The following is a 20,157-nucleotide window of genomic DNA, read 5'->3' on the forward strand; positions in this document are numbered from 1 at the left end:
CGGCACCGCACGGCCAGGCCACTCGTCCGGGTCCACGACAGCGTCAGCGCGAGGCCCGGGCCGCCATCGCAGACATCGTCTCGCGGGTGGGCAACCGGGAGGCCCGGGTGCGCCGTGCCCTCGAGGATGCCGTCGCCCCACGGAGTCGCCGCGTCGACAGCGCCGGGGCGATCGAGCGGCACGTCCGCACGAAGACCCCGCTGGTCCGCCCCACCGTGTCGCCCCGCCGGCTGACCTCGTCGGCCATCACCCGGCCTGTCCCGACTGCCGCCGAGGCGTCGGTGCCCGACGTCGCTTCCGTGCCCGACGTCCCCACATTCCCGTCGATGCGACTGCGACCCGTGGCCCGAGTTGTGGCCGATCTCCCTGCCCCGCAGACGATTACGCGCAGTGTCATCAGCCCTGTGTGGTCGAGACTGGGCTTCGCCGGGACCGGCACGCCGAGCCCCGCGGTTCCGGTCAGCGACATCGTCGCGTCGATCTGGGTGGCCGTCCGGGAGGTCGGCGGCCAGCGAACCGTCCGGCCCGACCCGAATCAGGTGGTTTCCGCCGCGCCGCCCAGCGGTGCGACGCCCGCCCTCGACGACGTGACAGGGCGCCCGGGCGTCACCGCCAGCGTCGGCGACGACGGCGCCGTGCGCGTCATCAGCGGGACATTCACCGATACCAAGGTCAACGATGCCGACGGCGCTGCCCAGGTGCTCAACGACATGTCCGGATTGATCGGCGCCCCAGCGGGTTTCGCTGATCCCGGCAACATCACCGTGCAGCAGGTCGATACCGCGAGCGGCTACTCCCGGACCATCTATCGGGTTCATCACAGCGTCGACGGCATCGAGGTGACCGGCAGCGATGTCGTCCTGGTGACCGATTCCGATGGCAACGCGACCGGGCTGTTCAACTACTACGACGCCCGCGCCGATGCCATGGACACCACCCCGGACCGCCGTGTCGACACCGAGACCGAAGCCGCGGCAACTGCACTCGCCGCATACGCCGGGACGCCGAATTCGCCGCTGTACCTCCTGGCCGCGGCTCCTCTGGTCGCCGCCGGCGTGGTGAACCCCGAGTTGGTCATCGACGCCACCGACGACACCGCCGGACCGCAACTGGTGTGGAAGGTCTCGATCGACCCGCCCGACACCGATCTGACCGGAGCTCCGACGGTGGATCCCGGTTCGACGTACTACATCTCGGCCGGCGGCGCCGAAGCCGGCACCGTCACCCGCACCACGTCGAACGCCCAGCCGCTGGCCATCGGTTCGCCGACCAGCACCACGGCCGACGATGTGCTCGGCAACATCCGCGACATCGGGATCACCCGGCTCTCACTGGTGATCTTCGATCTGGACAGCCTCAACGACGTCGAACGCGACATCTCGACCTACGAGACGGCCTACCTGCTGGTGTTCGTCGGCCCGCCACTGACTCCGGGCATCCCGGTGTTCCGCGGCCTCCTCGGGTGGGACGCATCGGCGGTGTCGGCCCACGCCAACATGGCCACGGTCTACGACTACTACGCGACCCAGCTCGGCGTGACGTCCTTCGACGACGACGGCGCCGCGATCGTGGTGAGCACCGACTACAACCCGCACGAGACTCTGGCCGACTACACCGACGGCTACGAGAACGCGTTCTGGGATTCGTCCGGCCAGCAGTTCGCGTTCGGCGACTCCGGCGACTTCGAGGCCGCGGTGGACGTTGTCGGCCACGAGTACACCCATGCGGTGATGGAACATCAGGGTGGCACGCTCGATTACGGCGAATCCGGCGCCCTCAACGAGGCCTACGCCGACATCATGGGCGTGCTGATCGAGGGCAAGGCCCGCGACGACGAGGGCCGCTGGTTGATCGGCGAGGATTCCAGCGCCGGTGCGATCCGCAGCCTGGCCGACCCGGAGTCGACGCCCGGGTACCTCTCGGACTACGACGATCTCTATACGGGCGACGCCGACGAGGGCGGCGAACACTACAACAGCACCATCTTCAGCCACGCCGCGTACCGGATGATGACGGACGACCGGACCGCGGATGTCACCGATGAGCAGTGGGCCGAGCTCTACTACGTCTCCATGACGATGCTCGACGACGGCGCGAAGTTCTCCGACGGGCGCGACGCGATCGTTGCCACAGCCCATGACCAAGGCTTCAGTGACGACGAGATCGCGGCGATCGAGGATGCCTTCGACTACGTGCACATCGATGCGGGAGGCACGGTCGTGTCGGTGTGACCTTTGAGCGGATGACGGGATTCGAACCCGCGACCCTCACCTTGGCAAGGTGATGCGCTACCAACTGCGCTACATCCGCGCGCCACGAGCGAGATCGTCGCCCGTCGCGAAGGCGAACACTAGCCGACCGATGCGTGCAGACACAAATCGCTCGTTCTGACTTGCATTGTGGGGCAACGTAAACAATCTGCGCCGGCGAACTGGCGGATACCGGCTATCGGCGTCACCGGGCAGTTCGTAGGATTCGTGGATGCCGCTCAACGTCGGTGAGACGTTCAACGTGTTCCGGATCGTCCGACTGCTGGGCTCAGGCGGGACGGGGGAGGTCTACCTCGCTCAACATCCCCGGCGTCCCGGCCGTGACGCGCTGAGGGTGCTGCGCGAGGACTGGTCCGCCGAACCCGGGTACCGGGAGCGGTTCGACCGTGAGGCGGATGTGGCCGCGAGGTTGTGGCATCCCAGCATCGCCAGGGTCCGTGGCCGCGGGGAGCACAACGGTCAGCTCTGGATATCGACGGACTTCGTCGACGGTACGGATTTTGCGGGTCTTCTCGATCAGCGATACCCCAACGGCCTGCCGCGCGAACAGGTTTTCCCAATCATCATCGCGGTTGCCGGTGCACTCGACTACGCACACAAACATGGCTTGCTGCATCGCGACGTCAGACCGGCCAACATCATCGTCGCTGACGGCGACGGCGACGGTGATGCGGAGCGGGGCGCGGTTCTCACCGATCTCGGTGTCGCTCGCAATGACGGGGCCGTGGACAGGCCCGGCTATGCGGCACCTGAACAACTGGTGGGGGAGGACGTCGACGGCCGCGCGGACCAGTACGCCCTGGCCTGCACCGCGTACCACCTGTTGACCGGGGTGCAGCTGTTCGAGCACTCCAATCCCGCTGTCGTGGTGAGCCGCCACGTCAACTCGAAGCCGCCGCTGTTGGCCGACACCCGGCCCGAGTTGGCCGGCCTCGACCCGGTACTGGCCAAGGCCCTCGCCAAGAACCCGGCTGACCGGTTCGTCAGCTGTGGGGCCTTCGCGCACGCCTTGGCCGATGAAACCCCGATGCCCGCATTGACAGTGGCGCCCACGCCGGCCGCCGCACCGAAACCTGGTCAACCGGCGGCCGGGTATCGGTTACCCGTAGCGGCGATCGCCGCCGTCGGTCTGGTCGCCAGTGTCGGCCTGTGGCAGCTGTGGCCATCCGCTGACGCCGCGGCGAGTGAGCCGCCGAGCCCACCGCCCAGCGCCGTCACTGCGAGCGCCACGAACGTGGCGGCCACGCCAGTGCCCAGCGGGCCGGTCTTTGACGGTCTCTACCGGCTCGACTACGACAACCTCCGCGCCACCATCAACGGCAACCCCTGGCCGGCGGCGGGCAACCAAATCGCCAGCTACTGGTGGGCATTCCGATCGACCTGCAAACCCTCGGGATGTGCAGCGACGTCGACGCGCATGGATGGCACCAACCACGCCATTCCCTCCCTCGAGGGTGGCGGCATGACAGCGGTGTTCCGCTTCCTCAACAACTCTTGGCAGGGCGAACCGGGGAGAGGCTCACTGCCCTGTGAGGCGCCGATCGTCGGGCAGGCGCAGGCGATGGATACAGCGTTGGCGTTGACGCCGCAGCCGGACGGCGGGCTGGCCGGCGCGCAGACCACCACCATCCAATCCAACGAGTGCGGGCTGCAAGGCGCGGTGATCACCGTGCCCGTTCTCGCCACCCGGCTCGAAGGCGTGCCACCGGGCAGCCCGATTGCCGACCCTGCCGCGGTGGCGGACTCGCTGCCGCCCGCTCCTGCGCTGCCCCCACCGCCGCTCGGACCTCCCGCACCGCCGGCTCCGCAGGTGCCCCCGCCGCCATCGATCGGGACGGTCGTGCCAAATCCCGTCCCGCCGGCCGCTCCACTGGCGCCGCCACCGCCTCCGCCCGCACCTGTACCGCCTGCGGGGGCCAACTAGGAGACGGAGCGGGTGGTTGCCGAAAAGCGCCGCCCGGCTGCTAGTTACGTGCGTGGAGGTTTTCCGGTTTCAGGGATTCGCCGAGCAGCACCGACCAAGATGCCAACCATGCCATTGAAAAATGATTGGACCATGGGCGATTTGGTCACCGCGTCGGATCACAATGCTGTTGCAGACGCCGTCAATCAGAACACCACCGACATTGCCGCAGCAGTCTCCGCACTGTCAGGGAAGGCTGACAAAGCCACGACGATCACTGCAGGCACGGGCCTTACCGGTGGTGGCGATCTGTCGGCCAACCGGACGCTGGCGGTGTCGTACGGGGCGGCAGCGGGAACGGCGTGCCAGGGCAACGACTCCCGCGTCACCGGGGCCGTTCAATCAGGCGCAGCGGGCAGTGTCATCGTCGGCACGCTGCCGGCCTCTGGGGTTGCCGGCGTCCTCTACGTGGTGCCCTGATGCCCGAGCTCAAGGTATGGAACGGATCCGCGTTCGTCGACTGCGCCCCGAAGATCTGGAATGGCTCGGCGTTCGTCAACCCGTCATCGGTCTGGATCTGGGACGGGTCCGTATTCCAGAAGGTCTGGTCCGACACCAACGAGTGCGGATCGGCAGCGCACTGATCAGCTTCGGCGGCGACGCTTCCGAGCACCCTGCGAAGCGCTTTCTCCTTGTCCCTCATGCGGCCTGAGTACCCATGCGGGGACCCAGTGGGTCACTGCCTTTTCGTTCGCGCCGAAGCGGATGCGGTAGGTGACGAGGCCCCACCAGCGGCCTTGTTCGCAGAGCGCCCAGCAGGTCAGCTTGCCTTCGACGACCTTGTTCATCTGGATGCCCATCGGGTGGTAGCGGCCCGTGAGGTGGGGTTCGCGGGGGAACAGGGCGACCAGATCGATCAGGACGGTCGCGGGTGGCCGTACGACGCGGAACGCGTCACGGACGGGTTGCCCGCCGTAGCCGATGGCCTGCATGTCGCCCACGTATCGATCATATGTTCGAATGGTCAGATGATCGAACGAGATGTCTTACTTGCTCTCGACGTCTGACAGCGGTATCGATCGCCTGGGCGCGGTCCCGACTGGCGCGGCGACGGTGAGCAGGGTGGTGCCGATCGCTGCGAATCTGACGGCGGACACCTGTGAATTATCGAGGGCCGCAAAGAAAGTCGAACATGTGACAGAAACCAGAAAGGCCCGGTGATGACCGGGCCTGACCTTGGATAACACGTGGTGCGCGATACTGGGATTGAACCAGTGACCTCTTCCGTGTCAGGGAAGCGCTCTCCCGCTGAGCTAATCGCGCGGGTCGAAACTCTTTCTTGGAGGTGGAGACGGGAATCGAACCCGTGTGCACGGCTTTGCAGGCCGTTGCCTCACCACTCGGCCACTCCACCACTGGGGTTGATGCCACAAATCGCACCTTCGAGCGGATGACGGGATTCGAACCCGCGACCCTCACCTTGGCAAGGTGATGCGCTACCAACTGCGCTACATCCGCGCGCCACGAGCGAGATCGTCGCCCGTCGCGATGCAGAACATTAGTCCACCGACGTGCGCGGACACAAATCCCCATTACGCGGGGGCAAAGTGCAGCTGAAAACCGTGTTTCAGAACAGGTGATAGGCCTCACGGGAGAGGACGAACCCGTGCCGGGTCTTCGTGTCGCGGCATGTGATCCCCGTCGCAGCGCTTTCGCAGCGCAGCGCCCCGGCGGTGATCGAGTCTCGGTCTCCCAGTTGGGTGCTCGCACGAGGTGTGTCGCCGCCGGCGCAGATGAACTCGGCGGGCCGGCCCTGGCGCAGGGTGATGCCGTGGCCGTAATCGAACGCGCAACTGGCCGGTCGCAGCGGCGGGGCCCAGCTACGTTCGGAGATGTCGCAGCGCGCCGTCGTGGTGTCGAGGTAACACCGCACGTTGCCCGAGGGGGAGGTGAACGCCGTCGGCTCCTTGACCTGGCGGTTCACCACATCGGAGACGCTGCGGATACTGGGCGTTACGGCAGGGGCCCGATCTGTCATCGCGACCGGGGTGCTGTGGCAGCCGGAAAATAGCGCACTAGCAGCAAAAACCGCGCCGCCGACCCCTGGCCAGCGGACCCGCAGGTGAACCATGACGGGTGACCATACGCCCACGTCGGCGTGCATATTTGGCAAATCAAACAAGTCGATCCGGCGGATACCGATTCGGGTCTGGCCGGGTATGCGTGCTAGTGTTCGACGTCGTTCCCACGGTCTCGTAGCTCAGTGGGAGAGCGTCCGCCTCACACGCGGAAGGTCGCTGGTTCGAACCCAGCCGGGACCACCATCACCACCAACGGCTTCGGAGATATCCGGGGCCGTTTTTTCGTGGCAGGACACACACTTCACGGTGCCCGGGCGTTGTCAGTTCGATTCGGTAGGGTCCTCCGACGTGACTCAGAGCGTGACCGTCGGAACCATCAAGTCCGTAACCGCCCGTCTGGCCGAGGAACTCGGCGTGGCCGAGAGGCAGGTGACCGCAACCGTCCAGCTGCTGGACGAGGGTTCGACGGTTCCGTTCATCGCCCGGTACCGCAAGGAGGTCACCGGCAGTCTCGACGACGGCCAGCTGCGCACGCTGGAGGAGCGCCTGGGCTACCTGCGTGAGCTCGACCAGCGCCGTGAGGCCGTGCTGGCCTCCATCGAGGAGCAGGGCAAGCTCACCGACGAGCTGCGGGCAGCCTTGATGACCGCCGAGACCAAGGCCCGGGTCGAGGACATCTACCTGCCGTACAAGCCCAAGCGGCGCACCAAGGCTCAGATCGCCAAGGAGGCCGGCCTGGAACCGCTCGCGGTCCGGCTGCTGGTCGATCCGACGCTGGTGCCCGACGAGGTCGCCGGTGAATTCCTCAACGACGACGTCGCCGATGCCGCCGCCGCGCTCGAAGGTGCTCGCCACATCATCATCGAGCGGGCCTCCGAGGACGCCGAGCTGGTCGGCGCGACCCGAGAGAAGTTCTGGTCCGACGGTTCGCTGCGCACCGGCCCGTGGTCGGAGGAGGCCGCGAAAAGCCCTGCCGCTCAGAAGTTCCGCGATTACTTCGAGTTCAGCGAGCCGTTGGAGAACATGCCATCGCACCGTGTGCTCGCGGTGCTGCGCGGCGAGAAGGAACAGGCGCTGTCACTGAACTTCGACGGCGGCGAGGACGAGCTGTACCAGGCGATGATCGCCCAGTCACTCGGCATCGACATGTCCGTCAAGGCGCCGGCCACCCCGTGGTTGGCCACCACCGTGCGGCTGGCCTGGCGCGCCAAGCTGATGATCTCGGCCGCCGTCGACGCCCGAATCCGGCTGCGTCAGCGTGCCGAGGAAGAGGCGGTCGCGGTGTTCGCCCGCAACCTCAAGGACCTGCTGCTGGCCGCCCCGGCCGGCACCCGCGCCACCCTGGGACTTGACCCGGGCTTCCGCACCGGGGTCAAGGTCGCCGTCGTCGACGCCACCGGCAAGGTCGTCGACACGTGCGCGATCTTCCCGCACCAGCCGCAGAAGCAGTGGGACCAGGCCAAGGCCACGCTGGCGGCCCTGGTCGCCCGGCACAACGTCGAGCTGATCGCCGTCGGCAACGGCACCGCCTCACGCGAGACCGACGCGTTGGCCGCCGAGCTGATCGCCGACATCCGGTCGGCCGGGGCCAAGGCGCCGGTGACGGCCATGGTCAGCGAGGCCGGTGCGTCTGTGTACTCGGCCTCCGAGTACGCCGCGCGGGAGATGCCGAACCTCGACGTGACGCTGCGCGGCGCGGTCTCGATCGCCCGCCGGTTGCAGGATCCGCTGGCCGAGCTGGTCAAGATCGATCCCAAGTCGATCGGCGTCGGGCAGTACCAGCATGACGTGACGCCGGGCTCGCTGGCGCGCAGCCTCGACGCGGTGGTCGAAGATGCGGTGAACGCGGTCGGTGTGGACCTCAACACCGCCTCGGTGCCGCTGCTGGCCCGGGTGTCCGGGGTTACCGAATCGCTGGCCGAAGCCATCGTGGCGCACCGCGAGAGCGCGGGCGCGTTCCGCAGCCGCAAGGCGCTGCTGGACGTTCCGCGCCTGGGTCCCAAGGCCTTCGAACAGTGCGCCGGCTTCCTGCGGATCCGTGACGGGGAGGACCCGCTGGACGCTTCCGGCGTGCACCCCGAGTCCTACCCGGTGGTGCGGCGCATCCTCGACCGCTCCGGCGTCACGCTGGCCGAGCTGATCGGTGACGAGCGCACCCTGCGGGGGCTCAAGCCCGCAGACTTCGCCGACGAGCGGTTCGGTGTCCCGACGGTGACCGACATCCTGGGCGAACTGGAGAAGCCGGGCCGCGACCCGCGCCCGGCGTTCTCCACCGCCACCTTCGCCGCCGGCGTCGAGAAGGTCGCCGACCTGAAGGTGGGCATGGTGCTGGAGGGCGTGGTGACCAATGTGGCCGCCTTCGGCGCCTTCGTCGACGTGGGCGTGCACCAGGACGGTCTCGTGCACGTCTCGGCGATGGCCGACCGGTTCATCTCCGACCCGCACGAGGTGGTGAAGTCCGGCCAGGTCGTCAAGGTCAAGGTCGTCGACGTCGATGTGGAACGGCAGCGGATCGGACTGACCCTGCGGCTCAACGACACCCCCCAGCGCGAGCAGGGCAAGCGGCCCGACCGGGGTGGTCAGGGCGGCCAGGGTGGCCAGAACCGCCGCGACGGCGGCGGCAACCAGGGCCGCGGCGGGGACCGGCGAAACCAGAACCGGGGCAACAACTCCGGTCGCCGGGAGTCCAACCAGCCCATGGGCTCGATGGCCGAGGCGCTGCGCAACGCAGGTTTCGGAAAGTAGCGGTCAGGAGGACTGCTCCGGGGCCTGATCGGCCTCGGAGTGGTGGCGGCGCCAGGAGCGGTAGCCGCGGTGGGCGGCGAACGCGCCGATGACGGCGGTGACGCACCACACCCCGATCGCCGTGTAGGCCAGCGGGGCCGACAGATCGCCGATCGACGCGCCCAGCGCGGTGTAGACGAACGCGCGCGGCACGGAGCCGATGAACGCACCGGCCGCCATCTGCCACAACGGCACACCGAACGCGCCGAAGGCATAGGACGCCAGGGCGTCGGACAGTCCGGGGACGAAACGCTGCCCGACCACTGCCCACAGGCCGCCCCGCTGGATCTGGTGGTCCAGCCGGTCGGCCCGCTGCGCGCCGAGCAGGGCCCGGGCGCTGTCGCGGCCGGCGCGCCGGCCGATCAGGCTGGCCACCACCGCGGTGCCCACCGTCGCGCCCAAGGTCACGAAGGTGCCCAACACCGGACCGAACAACACCCCGCTGCCGGCGGCCAGGATCGGACCCGGCACGAACAACGCGCCGAGGCAGGCCGACACCACGACATACGCCAGCGGTGCGGCGGGACCCGTCGAGGCGACCAGGCTGCGGATGTCGCCGACATCGATGACGCGCGCGACGGCCACCAGATAGAACAGGCCGAACAGAAACGCCGCGAAGGCGACGAGCCGCAGGATGTGCGGTCGCCGGTTGATGGCGGGCGGATCATCGTCGTCAGTCATGGCGAACCCGATTGTTCCCTACCGTGCGACGCCTCGGCGCGTAGCGTGAGGTCAATCGTGGTTGCGACGACGGGGCGAAAGGAATGAGAGATGGACATCGCGTTGGTGGCCACCACCAGGGGCCCGTTCGACGAGGCAGTCGCTCGCACGCGAGATGCGCTGGCCGACCAGGGGTTCGGTGTGTTGACCGAGATCGACATCCGGACGACGCTCAACGCCAAACTCGGCGGTGGTGCCGGTGACGAGCTGGGTGACTACCTGATTCTGGGTGCGTGTAACCCTCAGTTCGCCCAGCAGGCGCTCAACGCGTTTCCGCCGATCGGCGTGCTGCTGCCGTGCAACGTGGTGTTGCGCACCGGTCGCGGCGATGGCGCGGTGGTCGTCGTCGAGGCGATGAACCCCAACCTGATGGCCGAGGTGACCGACGAACCCGCGTTGGCCGATATCGCAGCCGAGGTCGGCCGGCGCCTGCAGGCAGCGCTCGACAGCCTGTAGGGGCTGTGTCACCCCGATGCTGCGTCGATCACCCCGTCGAGGATCTCGCGTGAGGTGGCCAGCTCCCGGATGGCCTGTTCGAGCCGGTCGCGTTCGGCCGAAAGCTCGGTGAGCAGCCGGGGCGTGGCCTGGGGTGCGGGTCCGCCGTCGGCGTCGCGCATACAGGGAAGCAGCGACGAGATGGTGCGGCTGTGCAAGCCGGCCGCGTAGAGCTCCTGGATGCGGATCACCCGGTCGACGGCCTTCTCCGCATATTCGCGTTGGCCACCGGGTGTGCGGTCTGACACCAGCAGGCCCTGCTGTTCGTAGTAGCGCAGCGACCGCTGGCTGACCCCGGTGCGGCGTGCGAGTTCGCCTATACGCATATGCCAGTTATACCGACGCGACTTGACCCTGACATTGGTGTCACCTCGTACCGTTCGTCATGACCACGTTCCAACCGCCTTTCACCTACAGCCCGATCACCGAACGCGCGCCGATCCACTGGCCCGGCGGCGCGCGCGTCGCGGTGTACATCGGGCTCAACGTCGAGCACTTCCTGCCCGATCGCCCCTCGACGAGCATCTGGCCGGGTACCGCGGAACTGACACCCGATGCGCTCAACTACGGCTGGCGGGATTACGGCGCCCGGGTGGGGATCTGGCGCACGATCGAGGCTCTCGACCGGCACGGCATCCGTCCCAGTGTGCTGCTCAATTCGGCTGTCATCGAGCACCATCCGCAGATCGTGGCCGCCGGTGTGGAACGAGACTGGACGTGGCTGGCGCACGGACAGACCAACTCGATCCTGCACACCGGGTTCGACGTCGACGAGGAGCGCCGGATTCTCGCCGAGATCGCCGACGACATCGCCGGTGCGACGGGCCGGCGCCCACGCGGGTGGATGGGACCCGGCCTGACCGAAACGGCGCACACCCCGGAACTGTTGGCCGAGCTCGGTTTTCACTATGTCCTCGACTGGACCAACGATGACCAGCCCTACCCGCTGACCGTTCCCGGTATGTTCAGTGTGCCGTACTCGGTGGAACTCAACGACCTCCTGATCTTCGGAAAGGGCTTCACCGGAACCGAGTTCGTGCAGATGGTGATCGACCAGTACGAGCAGCTGCGTGCGGATTCGGCCGACAGCGGCCGGGTGATGGCGTTGGCGTTGCACCCGTTCGTGATCGGGCAACCGTTCCGGCACAAGTACCTCGACCAGGTTCTGGAGTATCTTGCCGCGCAACCTGATGCGTGGCTGACGACCAGCGACGAGATCGCGGCGACCCGGCGAACTGATTGCGAACGCCAATAGCTGCAGCACTATTGGGCCCACAGTGCTGGACCGTCGCTGTGAGGGGTGTCACACTGCGGGTAGGACGTCGGGGAGGACCACGATGACAGCAATCACCGGCATCGCCCACCGCAACAACGGCGCAGCGCCACCGGCAGTGCCCCTTGCCGACATCGACCTGGGCACGCTCGACTTCTGGGGGCGTGACGACGACGCGCGTGACGGGGCCTTCGCCACACTCCGTCACGACGCGCCCGTCTCATTTTTCGGGGTGGCGGACTTCGCCGGATTCCCCGCCGGCGCCGGGCACTGGGCGCTGACCCGCTACGAGGACGTGCACTTCGCCAGCCGGCACCCCGAGCTGTTCAGCTCGAGTCCGACCAGCACATCGCTCAACGAGGTCCCCGCCGATATCGCCGAGTTCTTCGGGTCGATGATCACGCTGGACGACCCTCGCCACACCCGGCTGCGGTGCATCGTCAACCGGGCGTTCACACCCAAGGTGATCGCGCGGATCGAGCAGAGCGTGCGGGACCGTGCGCATCGCCTGGTGGCGGAGATGGTCGACGCACATCCGGATGGCACCGCGGACTTCGTCGACGAGGTGGCCTCGCCACTGCCACTTCAGATCATCTGCGACATGATGGGCGTTCCGGAGGAAGACCGGGCCAAGCTCTTCCACTGGACCTCGGTGCTCATGGGGGCCGGCGACGACGAGGTGTCCACTGCTGAGTACAACGAGTATCTGCAGGTGGCCACCGAACTGGCCGGTTACGGCGTCGCCCTGGCCGAACAGCGCCGCGAGCATCCCGCCAACGACCTGACGACCAGCCTGATCGAGGCCGAAGTCGACGGAGAACGACTGTCGTCCAACGAGATCGCGTCGTTCTTCATCCTGCTGACGGCAGCGGGCAACGACACGACCCGCAACGCGATCAGCCACGGGATGGTGGCGCTGAGCCGCTATCCCGACGAACGTGCCACATGGTGGAACGACTTCGACCGGGTGACGCCGACCGCCGTCGAGGAGATCGTGCGGTGGGCGTCACCGATCATCTTCATGCGGCGCACGCTCACCGAGGATGTGGAGCGCAGCGGCGTTCAGATGAAGGCGGGGGACAAGGTCTCGATGTGGTACAACTCGGCCAATCGTGACGAGCAGACCTTCGCCGACCCATGGCGGTTCGACGTGTTGCGCGACCCCAATCCGCATGTCGGCTACGGCGGCGGCGGAGTGCACTTCTGCCTGGGAGCCAACCTCGCTCGCCGGGAGATCCGGGTGGCCTTCGACGAACTGCGTCGCCAGGTTCCCGACATCGTGGCGATCGGTGAACCGGCAATCCTGCGTTCGGCGTTCGTGCACGGTGTCAAACATCTGCCGGTCGGTTGGTCCGCGGCTACGCGCTGACCGTTGTCGACGAAGACCCCGCCTGCGCCGAGCCGAACTTGCCCCGCCAATGCCGGGCCGGATGCCGCTCGGGCAAGGCTGGGCCCTCACTGAAGAGCTTGTCGCGCAACGTCCCTGGGGCGTATTCGGTCTGGGCCAGGCCGCGGGCCTGCAGTTCGGGCACCACCTGGTCGATGAAATCCTCGAAGGTGCCCGGCGTGGTGATGTAGCGGATGTTCACCCCGTCGACCCCGGCGTCCTGCCAGTCTTCGAGCGCATCGGCGATCTGCTCGGGAGTGCCGACGATCCGGGTGGACTCCTGTTGCTGACGGACCAGGTCGGCGATGGTCGGATTGGTGCCCGGTGGCGCCGCGGCGATGAGTGCCTCGATGGTGCTGCGGGTGCCCTGAATGGTCGGGGCCAGGTCGCCGATGGGCGTGTGGTGGTCCAGCCCGCCCAGATCCACGCCGATGCCGCCACTACGGTGCGCGATCAGACCGTCGACGCTCAGGTATTCGTCGAGTTCGGCGGCCCGCGTCCGCGCCTCGGCCTCGGTGGATCCGACCACGAACGACAGGCCCTGGAAGAACTTGATGTCCTCGCGCCGTCGCCCGGCCGCCACGGCGCGGTCACGGGTGTCGTCGATGACCACGGCGGCGCCCTTGGGCGAGGCCGCGTTGATGAACACGCCCTCGGCGTGGCGCGCGGCGAATGTCCTTCCGGCGGTGGAGGTGCCGGCCTGGAAGATCACCGGTGTGCGTTGCGGCGACGGGAAACTCAGGTGCGGGCCCTCCACCCGGTAGCGCTTGCCGGCGTGATGAATCTTGTGCACCTTGTCGGGGTCGGCGTGGATGCCGCGCTGCCGGTCGCGCACCAGCGCTCCGTCCTCCCACGATCCTTCCCACAGCTTGTAGACGACCTCGGTGTACTCCTCGGCCCACTGGTAACGCTCGTCGTGTTCCTCGCGCTCGGTCAGCCCGAAGTTGCGCGCCGAGTTCTGCAGCGCGCTGGTGACGACGTTCCAGCCGATGCGTCCCTTCGACGCATGATCGAGGGTGGAGATCTTGCGGGCGAACGAGAACGGATGGTCCTGCAGTACCGAACTCGTGATCACCAGGCCGAGGTGTTCGGTTGACAGGGCCAGCGCCGAGACGATCGCGGACGGATCGTGATTGGGGATCTGCAGGCCTTCGCGCAGATAGGTGTCCCACCCGCCGCGGTAGTCGTCGTAGAGGCCGACGACGTCGGCGAAGAACACCGAGTCGAACTTGCCGCGTTCGAGCAACTTGACCAGATCGACCCAGACGTCGAGCTGATCGAATTCCAGGCTGCGGGTCTGTGGGTTTCGCCACGACCCGTAGGAGACGTGCGTGGCGGTGTTCATGGTGAACGCGTTGAGGATCAGCCGCGGGCGGGTCATGGTTTCCGGCCTTCAGTAGTTGATGGTTCCGAGCAGGCCACCGCCGGCCGCGATGGAGTCGCCGGTGATGCTCACGCTGCGTGGTGAGGCGAGAAAGGCGACGACGTCGGCGACCTCGGTGGCGTCGACCACCCGGCCGATGGCGTTGTTCGCGATCTCCTTCTCGTACGCGGCCAGGTCCAGGCCCGCTGCCTTGGCGGCGGCCTGGTACTGCAGCGCCTTGCTTTCGGTCCGGGTCTGACCCGGATGCACGACGGTAACGTTGATCCCCTGTGGCCCGAGTTCGTCGGCCAGGTTCTTGGTCAGCGCAGCCACACTGACGTTGCGGATGCTGCGCACGATCGAGTTGGTCTGCCGGTATCCGAGGCCGCTGATGTTGATGATGCGTCCCCACCCCTGACCGGCCAGGTGGGGAGCCACCGCACGTGCGGTGCGCAGATAGCCGACCACCTTGACGTTGACGTCGTCCCAGAACGCCTCGTCGGTCGTGCCTGCCAGGTCCGGGAAACCGGCTCCCACAGCCTGATTGGACGCATTGTTGACCAGGATGTCGATCCCGCCGAGTTCCTCGACCGCGCGGGCGACCAGGGCCCTGACCGATTCGTCGTCGCTGGTGTCGGCAACGATCGGAATGGCCCGCCGGCCACTGCGTTCGGCCACCTCCGCGGCGGCCTTCTCCAGCGTCTCCTGGGTACGCGCGGCCAGCACCACGTCGACGCCTTCGGCTGCCAGCGCGTGAGCGACGGCCAGCCCGATACCCTTGCTCCCGCCGGTGATGATCGCCCGTTTTCCGGTCAACTGCAGGTCCATCCGGTAACTCCTCTATGCGTGTGACGTGACTGGGATTTCGTGGTCGTGCTGTGGACTCGGTGCGGGGCCGAGCTTCTTGAGGGCCGCGGCCGCGTCGAGAGACCGCACCGGGCGGCCGACCCGGGCGTGCTCGGCGGTGACCCGCTGGATCAGTTCGTTGACCGGCGCATCCTGGCCGTGCAGCCGAGCCTGCAACGCGATTTCTCCGTTGAACCAGTCGGTTTCGACCTGAGTGTGGCCGCGGGCCACGCTCTGCCAGGTGGAGCTGAAATAGTCGTCGTAAACCTTGCCCTGCAGCAGGTCCCCGCGACGCTGCGCGTCCTGTTCGGCGGTGACGAACGCAATACCGGCCGCGGTGAGCACGTGTTCGGCCTCGGCGCGTGCGCGGGCGATCAACTCGTCGGCATCGGGTCCCGGGCGGTACGCCGCGATCACTCCGTTGCCGAGATTGGCGATCAGCTTCCGGTGCTTCCACGCCATGATGTCGTCCCGGACCTGCGAATGGAACCGGGCCGCCCGCAGTGCGGCCGCGACCTGAGCGGCCAATGCGTCGTGGCCGGTGGGGTAACGACCCAGATCGAGGATCCCGGCGACCGGATGGCTTTGCTGGATGACCACTCCGGGATCGAGGTGGGCCGCCGGGAGCATCACGGTGACGCCGTACACGTTGGCGAATCTGCGCAGGGCGGCGGCCTCGTTGGCCACCCCGTTCTGGGCGACGAACACGGGTGTTTCCGGCGGCGCATGCGCACTGAGATCCTCCAGGGCCGAGGCGGTTTGGTGGCTCTTGACCGCCAGTACCACCACCGGACCGGCGGCCCAGTCGATTTCACGGGCACCGGCGGCCGCCGGCAGCTCCACGGTGTCGGTGCCGGCCTGGGTCACCAGGGTGAGCCCGCGGGCGCGGATCGCACCGAGGTGGTCACCCCGGGCGACGGCGGTCACGTCGAAACCGGCCAGCCGCAACTGGGCGGCGATCACGCCGCCGATCGCACCGACCCCGTACACGACGAGCGGTCGGTTGAAGGTTGTCACGACGCGACCCCAAGGGGTTTCTCGGACTGCCCGGGCAGTGCCTGGTCGGCGATCGACTGCAAGGTACGCAGGATCACCGCGATGTTGGGATCGCGCTGCCTGCCGGCGCGGACGACGGCGCTGATGGCCCGCCCACCGAGTTCGATGCCATCGGCGATCAGACTTTCCAGATTGGCCGGCACCGACAACCGGGGCACGATCGCCGACGCGATCTCGGTGGCCGCGAGCTCGCAGATGTTCTGCGCCCCGATCAGCCGGTGCTTGACCTGCGGTGTGAAACCGGCGCTCTCGCAGGCATGTATGGCGGCGATCCCGAGACCGGAATTCTGCGGCCCGGTCACCCAGAATCCGTCGGCCAGAGCGGACAGCCCCTGCTTGCGGATTCTCAGGTGCGCATGTGTGGGCGCCAACAGCACCAGTGGCTCGAACAGCAGCGGCACCGTGGTCAGGCCTCCCGTCGAATCCGGCCCCAGGCAGTCGTACTGGCAGGTGATCGCGATGTCGACCTCACCCTGACGCAGCAACCGCAGGGCCGCCGCGCTCGTATCCTGCTGAACCTGTACCCGCAGATTCGGCTCCTCGGTGCTGAGCCGGTGCATCAGCGGAACGGCCAGCGTCGGAATCCCCATGTTGAACGTGGCGATCGCGACCTGCCCTGCCACCCGGTCTCGGGTCTCTGCCACGGCGCTCATGGCCTCGTCGACGGCGACCAGGACACGACGCACATGCTCGGCGAGGACCTGGCCGCTGCGGGTCAGCCCGAGGGTACGTCCGTCTCGGCGGAACAGCACCGCCCCGGCTTCGTCTTCGAGTACGCGAAGCTGTTGGGAGACTGCAGAACTCGTGATATTACGATGCTCGGCCACCGCGGTGACCGAGCCGAGGTCGGCCAGATCGGCCAACAGCATCATCCGGCGTAGATCCAGCATCATGCACCTCCTGCTCGGTGATCGTCGCACCACTACGAGGACGGGTGAAGGGGCCGGGAATTCCCAGTTGCACCAGCTTGGCGCTCTGAACAGGGCTTTGTGATGGGCCGGCGGCAGGAATCACCGCGGTTGTAATTCTCGCGTCATCCAGACACCGACTGAGACATTAAGTCGTACTGAAAGGTTCCGGTAGCCAAAGACTGTTGTTCGCGGCGACCCGGACGCCGACGCTGACCAGTGCGAGATCCGGCCCGCCGGCTCGCCAGCCCAACGCCGAGTCAAGACAAGGGAGTCAGCACATGACCGACCTCACCGAAAACGTCAGGGAAAGCAGCCCTCTCACCGACACCGGTCTGGACATCGTGCCGGTCGCCGGATACATCGGCGCCGAGATCCACGGTGTCGACCTGCGCGGCGAGCTGGAGGCCGGCGTCGTGGACGAGATCCGCGACGCCCTGCACACCTACAAGGTGATCTTCTTCCGCGATCAGGAGATCGGCCATGCCGAACAGATCGCGTTCGCCCGGAACTTCGGCAAGGTGACCCCGGCCCATCCGCACGAGGAGGAGCCGCCGGAGGGGTTCCCCGAGATCCTGCCGATCGACAGCCGCCGCTATGAGCGTCATCTGGGCCGCAAGCGCACCTCGTACGACAACAGCTGGCACACCGATGTCACGGCATTGGTGAACCCGCCCGCGGCGTCGATCCTGCGCGCACACATCCTGCCGCCCTACGGCGGTGACACGGCGTGGACCAATCTCGTTGCGGCGTACGAGAACCTGCCCAAGGAGCTGCGTGACTTCGCCGACAAGCTCGACATCAAGCACCAGTTCAACGCCCGTGCGGTGGCAGGCAGCCAGCGGGACCGCAAGGTGCGCGAGGCGAACCTGGTGACCTATCACCCCGCCGTCCGGGTGCATCCGGTCACGGGGGAGCGCGCCCTGTTCGTCAGTCCCGGTTTCACCCGTGGCGCCCGCGAGATCCGGGGTTACTCACCGACACAGAGCGAGGCCATCCTCAAGCTGCTGTGGGACGAGGCGACCCGCACCGAGTACACGGTCCGGTTCCGTTGGGCTCCGGGCAGCATCGCGTTCTGGGACAACCGGGCCACCGCGCACCTGGCGATCGCCGACGCCGGCCACCTCGATTACGACCGGGTGCTCTACCGCGTCACCCTCGAGGGGGATGTCCCCGCAGGCGTCGACGGACGAGTCTCCGAGTCCGTTTCCGGTGAACCATTTCTCGGATCCTGAAGAAAGAAGACAACTGATGACAGAGGCACCAACGCCGATCGAGCACCGTCGGTTGGGTACCGGTGGGCCGGACGTATCCGCAATCGGGCTGGGGTTCATGAGCTTTCGGACCTCAGCCGGCGCCGAGGACGAGAAGCAGGCGACCGAACTGGTCGCCGAGGCGATCGATCTGGGTGTCACGTTGTTCGATACCGCCGACGTGTACGGCCCCGAGTTCAGCGAGATCCTGCTGGGCAAGGCAATCCGGGGCCGCCGTGACGCGCTGACCATCGCCACGAAGTTCGGCAACGCGCTGGATCGCGACACCAACCCCGACGCGCGCGCCCTGGACGGCCGGCCCGAATACGTCCGCACCGCGATCGAGGGTTCGCTGCGCCGCCTCGGGGTGGACCACATCGATCTGTACTACCAGCACCGCGTCGATCCCGAGGTGCCCATCGAGGACACCGTCGGGGCATTGGCAGAACTGGTTGCCGCGGGCAAGGTCCGCCACATCGGCCTGTCCGAACCGGGTCCGCAGACCCTGCGCCGCGCCCACGCGGTCCATCCGATCGCCGCGATTCAGAACGAATGGTCGTTGTTCACCAGGGATATCGAGGTCGATACGGTGCCGGTCGCCCGCGAACTCGGCATCGGCATCGTGCCCTACTCGCCGTTGGGACGCGGTTGGCTGACCGGCAGCGTGCGCAGCGCCGAGGACGTCAAGGGGGTACAGAGCCGTCATCCGCGTTTCGGTGCCGACGTGTTCGACCACAACCGGGCGCTGGCCGACACCGTGACCGAGATCGCGGCACAGATCGGTGTCCGGCCCAGCCAGGTCGCGCTGGTCTGGGTGCTCTCGCGTGGCCAGGATGTGGTGCCGATCCCGGGAACTCGCCACCCGGAGTTCCTGCGGGAGAACCTCGGAGCGCTGACGGTCGAGCTCGGTGCGGAACACCTGGGTCGACTGGAGGCCATCGCCGATCAGGTCGGCGGCCATCGGTCGATCCGTCCGGAGCACCTCGGTGTCGAGGCTCCAGTGGCGGCGGCTTCGTGACCGTCATCGCCCGTTACGGCGACATCGACGCGGTGCTGGGGGTGCACAGCGAGACGCTGGCACTGCAGCTTGCGCATCGGTCGGTGCGCAAGTTCACCGCGGAACCGGTGACCGATGAGCAACTTTCGGCGTTGGTCGCCGCCGCCCAGTCGGCGGCGACCAGCTCGAATCTGCAGCCGTGGAGCGTGATCGCCATCCGTGATCCGCAGCGCAAGGCCCGGCTGGCGACGCTGGCCAACAACCAGCAGTTCATCAACGAGGCACCGCTGTTCCTGGTCTGGGTGGCCGATCTGGGACGGGCGCGCCGGCTGGCGCAGCGGTCGGGGGCCGCGCTGGATGGCGCGGACTACCTGGAGACCACGATCATCGGTTTCGTCGACACCGCACTGGCCGCCCAGAACGCGGTGGTGGCCGCCGAATCATTGGGGCTGGGTGCGGTTTTCGTTGGCGCGATCCGCAACCACCCCGAAGAGGTGGCGGCCGAGCTGGGACTGCCGCCACACGCCGTGGCGACGTTCGGCCTGGCGGTCGGCACCCCGGACCCTACGGAGAACGCGGGAATCAAGCCGCGGTTACCCCAGGATGCGGTGCTGCACCGGGAGCGGTACGACGCCCAGGCCGCCGATTCACACCTGCCCGGCTACGACGAACGGCTGGCGGTCTACAACAACCGTTACGGTCTGTCGGGCAGTTGGAGTGAGCGGGTGCTGAGCCGGCTGGCCGGCCCGCATTCGCTGTCGGGGCGACACCGGCTGCGCGAGCAACTGGAACGCCTCGGCCTGCCCTCACGCTGACCGGGC

The 20,157-nt window shown here is 67.5% G+C and carries 19 protein-coding genes and 5 tRNA genes; 12 read left to right on the forward strand and 12 right to left on the reverse strand.

Going from position 1 to position 20,157, the window contains the following annotated elements; translation table 11 throughout:
• The coding region (locus TX88_RS15525; RefSeq protein WP_209446988.1) for a M4 family metallopeptidase at nucleotides 1–2,231 on the forward strand (2,231 nt) is incomplete at its 5' end.
• Between the two features lie 6 nt (nucleotides 2,232–2,237).
• Here the strand turns inward: TX88_RS15525 and TX88_RS15530 are convergent.
• Nucleotides 2,238–2,310 (reverse strand) — tRNA-Gly (locus TX88_RS15530).
• Nucleotides 2,311–2,481: 171 nt separating this feature from the next.
• Here TX88_RS15530 and TX88_RS35575 point away from each other — a divergent pair.
• The 3 genes from TX88_RS35575 (at nucleotide 2,482) to TX88_RS34250 (ending at nucleotide 4,817) form a co-directional block, all read left to right on the forward strand.
• The gene (locus tag TX88_RS35575; protein ID WP_049924969.1) at nucleotides 2,482–4,194 is read left to right on the forward strand and encodes a serine/threonine-protein kinase; all 1,713 of its coding nucleotides are present in this window, start codon (nucleotides 2,482–2,484) and stop codon (nucleotides 4,192–4,194) included.
• Nucleotides 4,195–4,326: 132 nt separating this feature from the next.
• Nucleotides 4,327–4,653 carry a hypothetical protein gene (locus tag TX88_RS15540; RefSeq protein WP_049924971.1) on the forward strand — a complete coding sequence of 109 codons (327 nt, stop codon included), beginning with the start codon at nucleotides 4,327–4,329 and terminating at the stop codon, nucleotides 4,651–4,653.
• Nucleotides 4,653–4,817 (forward strand): hypothetical protein, encoded by a 165-nt coding sequence (locus TX88_RS34250; RefSeq protein ID WP_162563144.1) that lies wholly within the window; start codon nucleotides 4,653–4,655, stop codon nucleotides 4,815–4,817. The genes TX88_RS15540 and TX88_RS34250 overlap by 1 nt, the downstream gene beginning before the upstream one ends.
• On the opposite strand, the gene TX88_RS15545 is transcribed toward TX88_RS34250, so the two are convergent.
• From TX88_RS15545 to TX88_RS15565, 5 genes are all read right to left on the reverse strand, one after another.
• On the reverse strand, nucleotides 4,818–5,165 hold the full coding sequence (locus TX88_RS15545) for a hypothetical protein (protein WP_210741366.1): 348 nt from the start codon (nucleotides 5,163–5,165) through the stop codon (nucleotides 4,818–4,820).
• A gap of 256 nt (nucleotides 5,166–5,421) precedes the next feature.
• Nucleotides 5,422–5,496: transfer RNA gene (locus TX88_RS15550), tRNA-Val, on the reverse strand.
• Nucleotides 5,497–5,513: 17 nt separating this feature from the next.
• Nucleotides 5,514–5,587 (reverse strand) — tRNA-Cys (locus TX88_RS15555).
• Nucleotides 5,588–5,618: 31 nt separating this feature from the next.
• A tRNA-Gly gene (locus TX88_RS15560) sits at nucleotides 5,619–5,691 on the reverse strand.
• Between the two features lie 109 nt (nucleotides 5,692–5,800).
• Nucleotides 5,801–6,211: a hypothetical protein gene (locus TX88_RS15565; protein ID WP_049924973.1), complete on the reverse strand. Its 411-nt coding sequence runs from the start codon at nucleotides 6,209–6,211 to the stop codon at nucleotides 5,801–5,803.
• A gap of 211 nt (nucleotides 6,212–6,422) precedes the next feature.
• Here TX88_RS15565 and TX88_RS15570 point away from each other — a divergent pair.
• Both TX88_RS15570 and TX88_RS15575 read left to right on the forward strand, forming a co-directional pair.
• Nucleotides 6,423–6,497, forward strand: a tRNA-Val gene (locus TX88_RS15570).
• 105 nt (nucleotides 6,498–6,602) lie between these two features.
• Nucleotides 6,603–8,999, forward strand: a complete 2,397-nt coding sequence (locus TX88_RS15575; RefSeq protein WP_044517976.1) for a Tex family protein — start codon at nucleotides 6,603–6,605, stop codon at nucleotides 8,997–8,999.
• 3 nt (nucleotides 9,000–9,002) lie between these two features.
• Here the strand turns inward: TX88_RS15575 and TX88_RS15580 are convergent, their stop codons facing one another.
• Nucleotides 9,003–9,719, reverse strand: coding sequence for a TVP38/TMEM64 family protein (locus TX88_RS15580; RefSeq protein WP_044517977.1), 717 nt, complete (start codon nucleotides 9,717–9,719; stop codon nucleotides 9,003–9,005).
• Nucleotides 9,720–9,809: 90 nt separating this feature from the next.
• On the opposite strand from TX88_RS15580, the gene TX88_RS15585 reads away from it, so the two are divergent.
• Complete coding sequence (locus tag TX88_RS15585) at nucleotides 9,810–10,214, forward strand: DUF302 domain-containing protein (protein ID WP_044517979.1); 405 nt, start codon at nucleotides 9,810–9,812, stop codon at nucleotides 10,212–10,214.
• An 8-nt stretch (nucleotides 10,215–10,222) separates the two neighbouring features.
• Here TX88_RS15585 and TX88_RS15590 read toward each other — a convergent pair whose 3' ends face one another.
• Nucleotides 10,223–10,579 (reverse strand): MerR family transcriptional regulator, encoded by a 357-nt coding sequence (locus TX88_RS15590; RefSeq protein ID WP_044517981.1) that lies wholly within the window; start codon nucleotides 10,577–10,579, stop codon nucleotides 10,223–10,225.
• A gap of 59 nt (nucleotides 10,580–10,638) precedes the next feature.
• On the opposite strand from TX88_RS15590, the gene TX88_RS15595 reads away from it, so the two are divergent.
• Both TX88_RS15595 and TX88_RS15600 read left to right on the forward strand, forming a co-directional pair.
• Entirely contained in the window at nucleotides 10,639–11,508 is an 870-nt protein-coding gene (locus TX88_RS15595; protein ID WP_044517982.1) for a polysaccharide deacetylase family protein, read from the forward strand.
• 82 nt (nucleotides 11,509–11,590) lie between these two features.
• The gene (locus TX88_RS15600; RefSeq protein WP_044517984.1) at nucleotides 11,591–12,895 is read left to right on the forward strand and encodes a cytochrome P450; all 1,305 of its coding nucleotides are present in this window, start codon (nucleotides 11,591–11,593) and stop codon (nucleotides 12,893–12,895) included.
• Here the strand turns inward: TX88_RS15600 and TX88_RS15605 are convergent.
• From TX88_RS15605 to TX88_RS15620, 4 genes are read right to left on the reverse strand one after another with little or no spacing between them, the layout of a single operon-like run.
• Nucleotides 12,885–14,294 (reverse strand): LLM class flavin-dependent oxidoreductase, encoded by a 1,410-nt coding sequence (locus TX88_RS15605; protein WP_044517985.1) that lies wholly within the window; start codon nucleotides 14,292–14,294, stop codon nucleotides 12,885–12,887. The two genes, TX88_RS15600 and TX88_RS15605, sit on opposite strands and share 11 nt — an antisense overlap.
• 12 nt (nucleotides 14,295–14,306) lie before the next feature.
• Nucleotides 14,307–15,104 (reverse strand): SDR family NAD(P)-dependent oxidoreductase, encoded by a 798-nt coding sequence (locus TX88_RS15610; RefSeq protein ID WP_044517987.1) that lies wholly within the window; start codon nucleotides 15,102–15,104, stop codon nucleotides 14,307–14,309.
• A gap of 12 nt (nucleotides 15,105–15,116) precedes the next feature.
• The gene (locus TX88_RS15615; RefSeq protein ID WP_044517989.1) at nucleotides 15,117–16,139 is read right to left on the reverse strand and encodes a ketopantoate reductase family protein; all 1,023 of its coding nucleotides are present in this window, start codon (nucleotides 16,137–16,139) and stop codon (nucleotides 15,117–15,119) included.
• The gene (locus TX88_RS15620; RefSeq protein WP_044519445.1) at nucleotides 16,136–17,068 is read right to left on the reverse strand and encodes a LysR family transcriptional regulator; all 933 of its coding nucleotides are present in this window, start codon (nucleotides 17,066–17,068) and stop codon (nucleotides 16,136–16,138) included. Before TX88_RS15620 ends, TX88_RS15615 begins: the two co-directional genes overlap by 4 nt.
• Nucleotides 17,069–17,367: 299 nt before the next feature.
• Here TX88_RS15620 and TX88_RS15625 point away from each other — a divergent pair, with 299 nt between their 5' ends.
• The 3 genes from TX88_RS15625 to TX88_RS15635 are packed head-to-tail and all read left to right on the forward strand — an operon-like array spanning nucleotide 17,368 to nucleotide 20,151.
• A complete protein-coding gene (locus tag TX88_RS15625) occupies nucleotides 17,368–18,321 on the forward strand; it encodes a TauD/TfdA dioxygenase family protein (RefSeq protein WP_044517990.1) in 954 nt (317 codons plus the stop codon).
• 16 nt (nucleotides 18,322–18,337) lie between these two features.
• On the forward strand, nucleotides 18,338–19,357 hold the full coding sequence (locus TX88_RS15630) for an aldo/keto reductase (protein ID WP_044517992.1): 1,020 nt from the start codon (nucleotides 18,338–18,340) through the stop codon (nucleotides 19,355–19,357).
• Nucleotides 19,354–20,151: an NADPH-dependent oxidoreductase gene (locus TX88_RS15635; protein ID WP_044517993.1), complete on the forward strand. Its 798-nt coding sequence runs from the start codon at nucleotides 19,354–19,356 to the stop codon at nucleotides 20,149–20,151. The genes TX88_RS15630 and TX88_RS15635 overlap by 4 nt, the downstream gene beginning before the upstream one ends.
• Nucleotides 20,152–20,157: the final 6 nt, after the last annotated feature.

Origin of the sequence: Mycolicibacterium septicum DSM 44393, from assembly GCF_000455325.1 — a bacterium.
GTDB classification, from domain to species: domain Bacteria; phylum Actinomycetota; class Actinomycetes; order Mycobacteriales; family Mycobacteriaceae; genus Mycobacterium; species Mycobacterium septicum.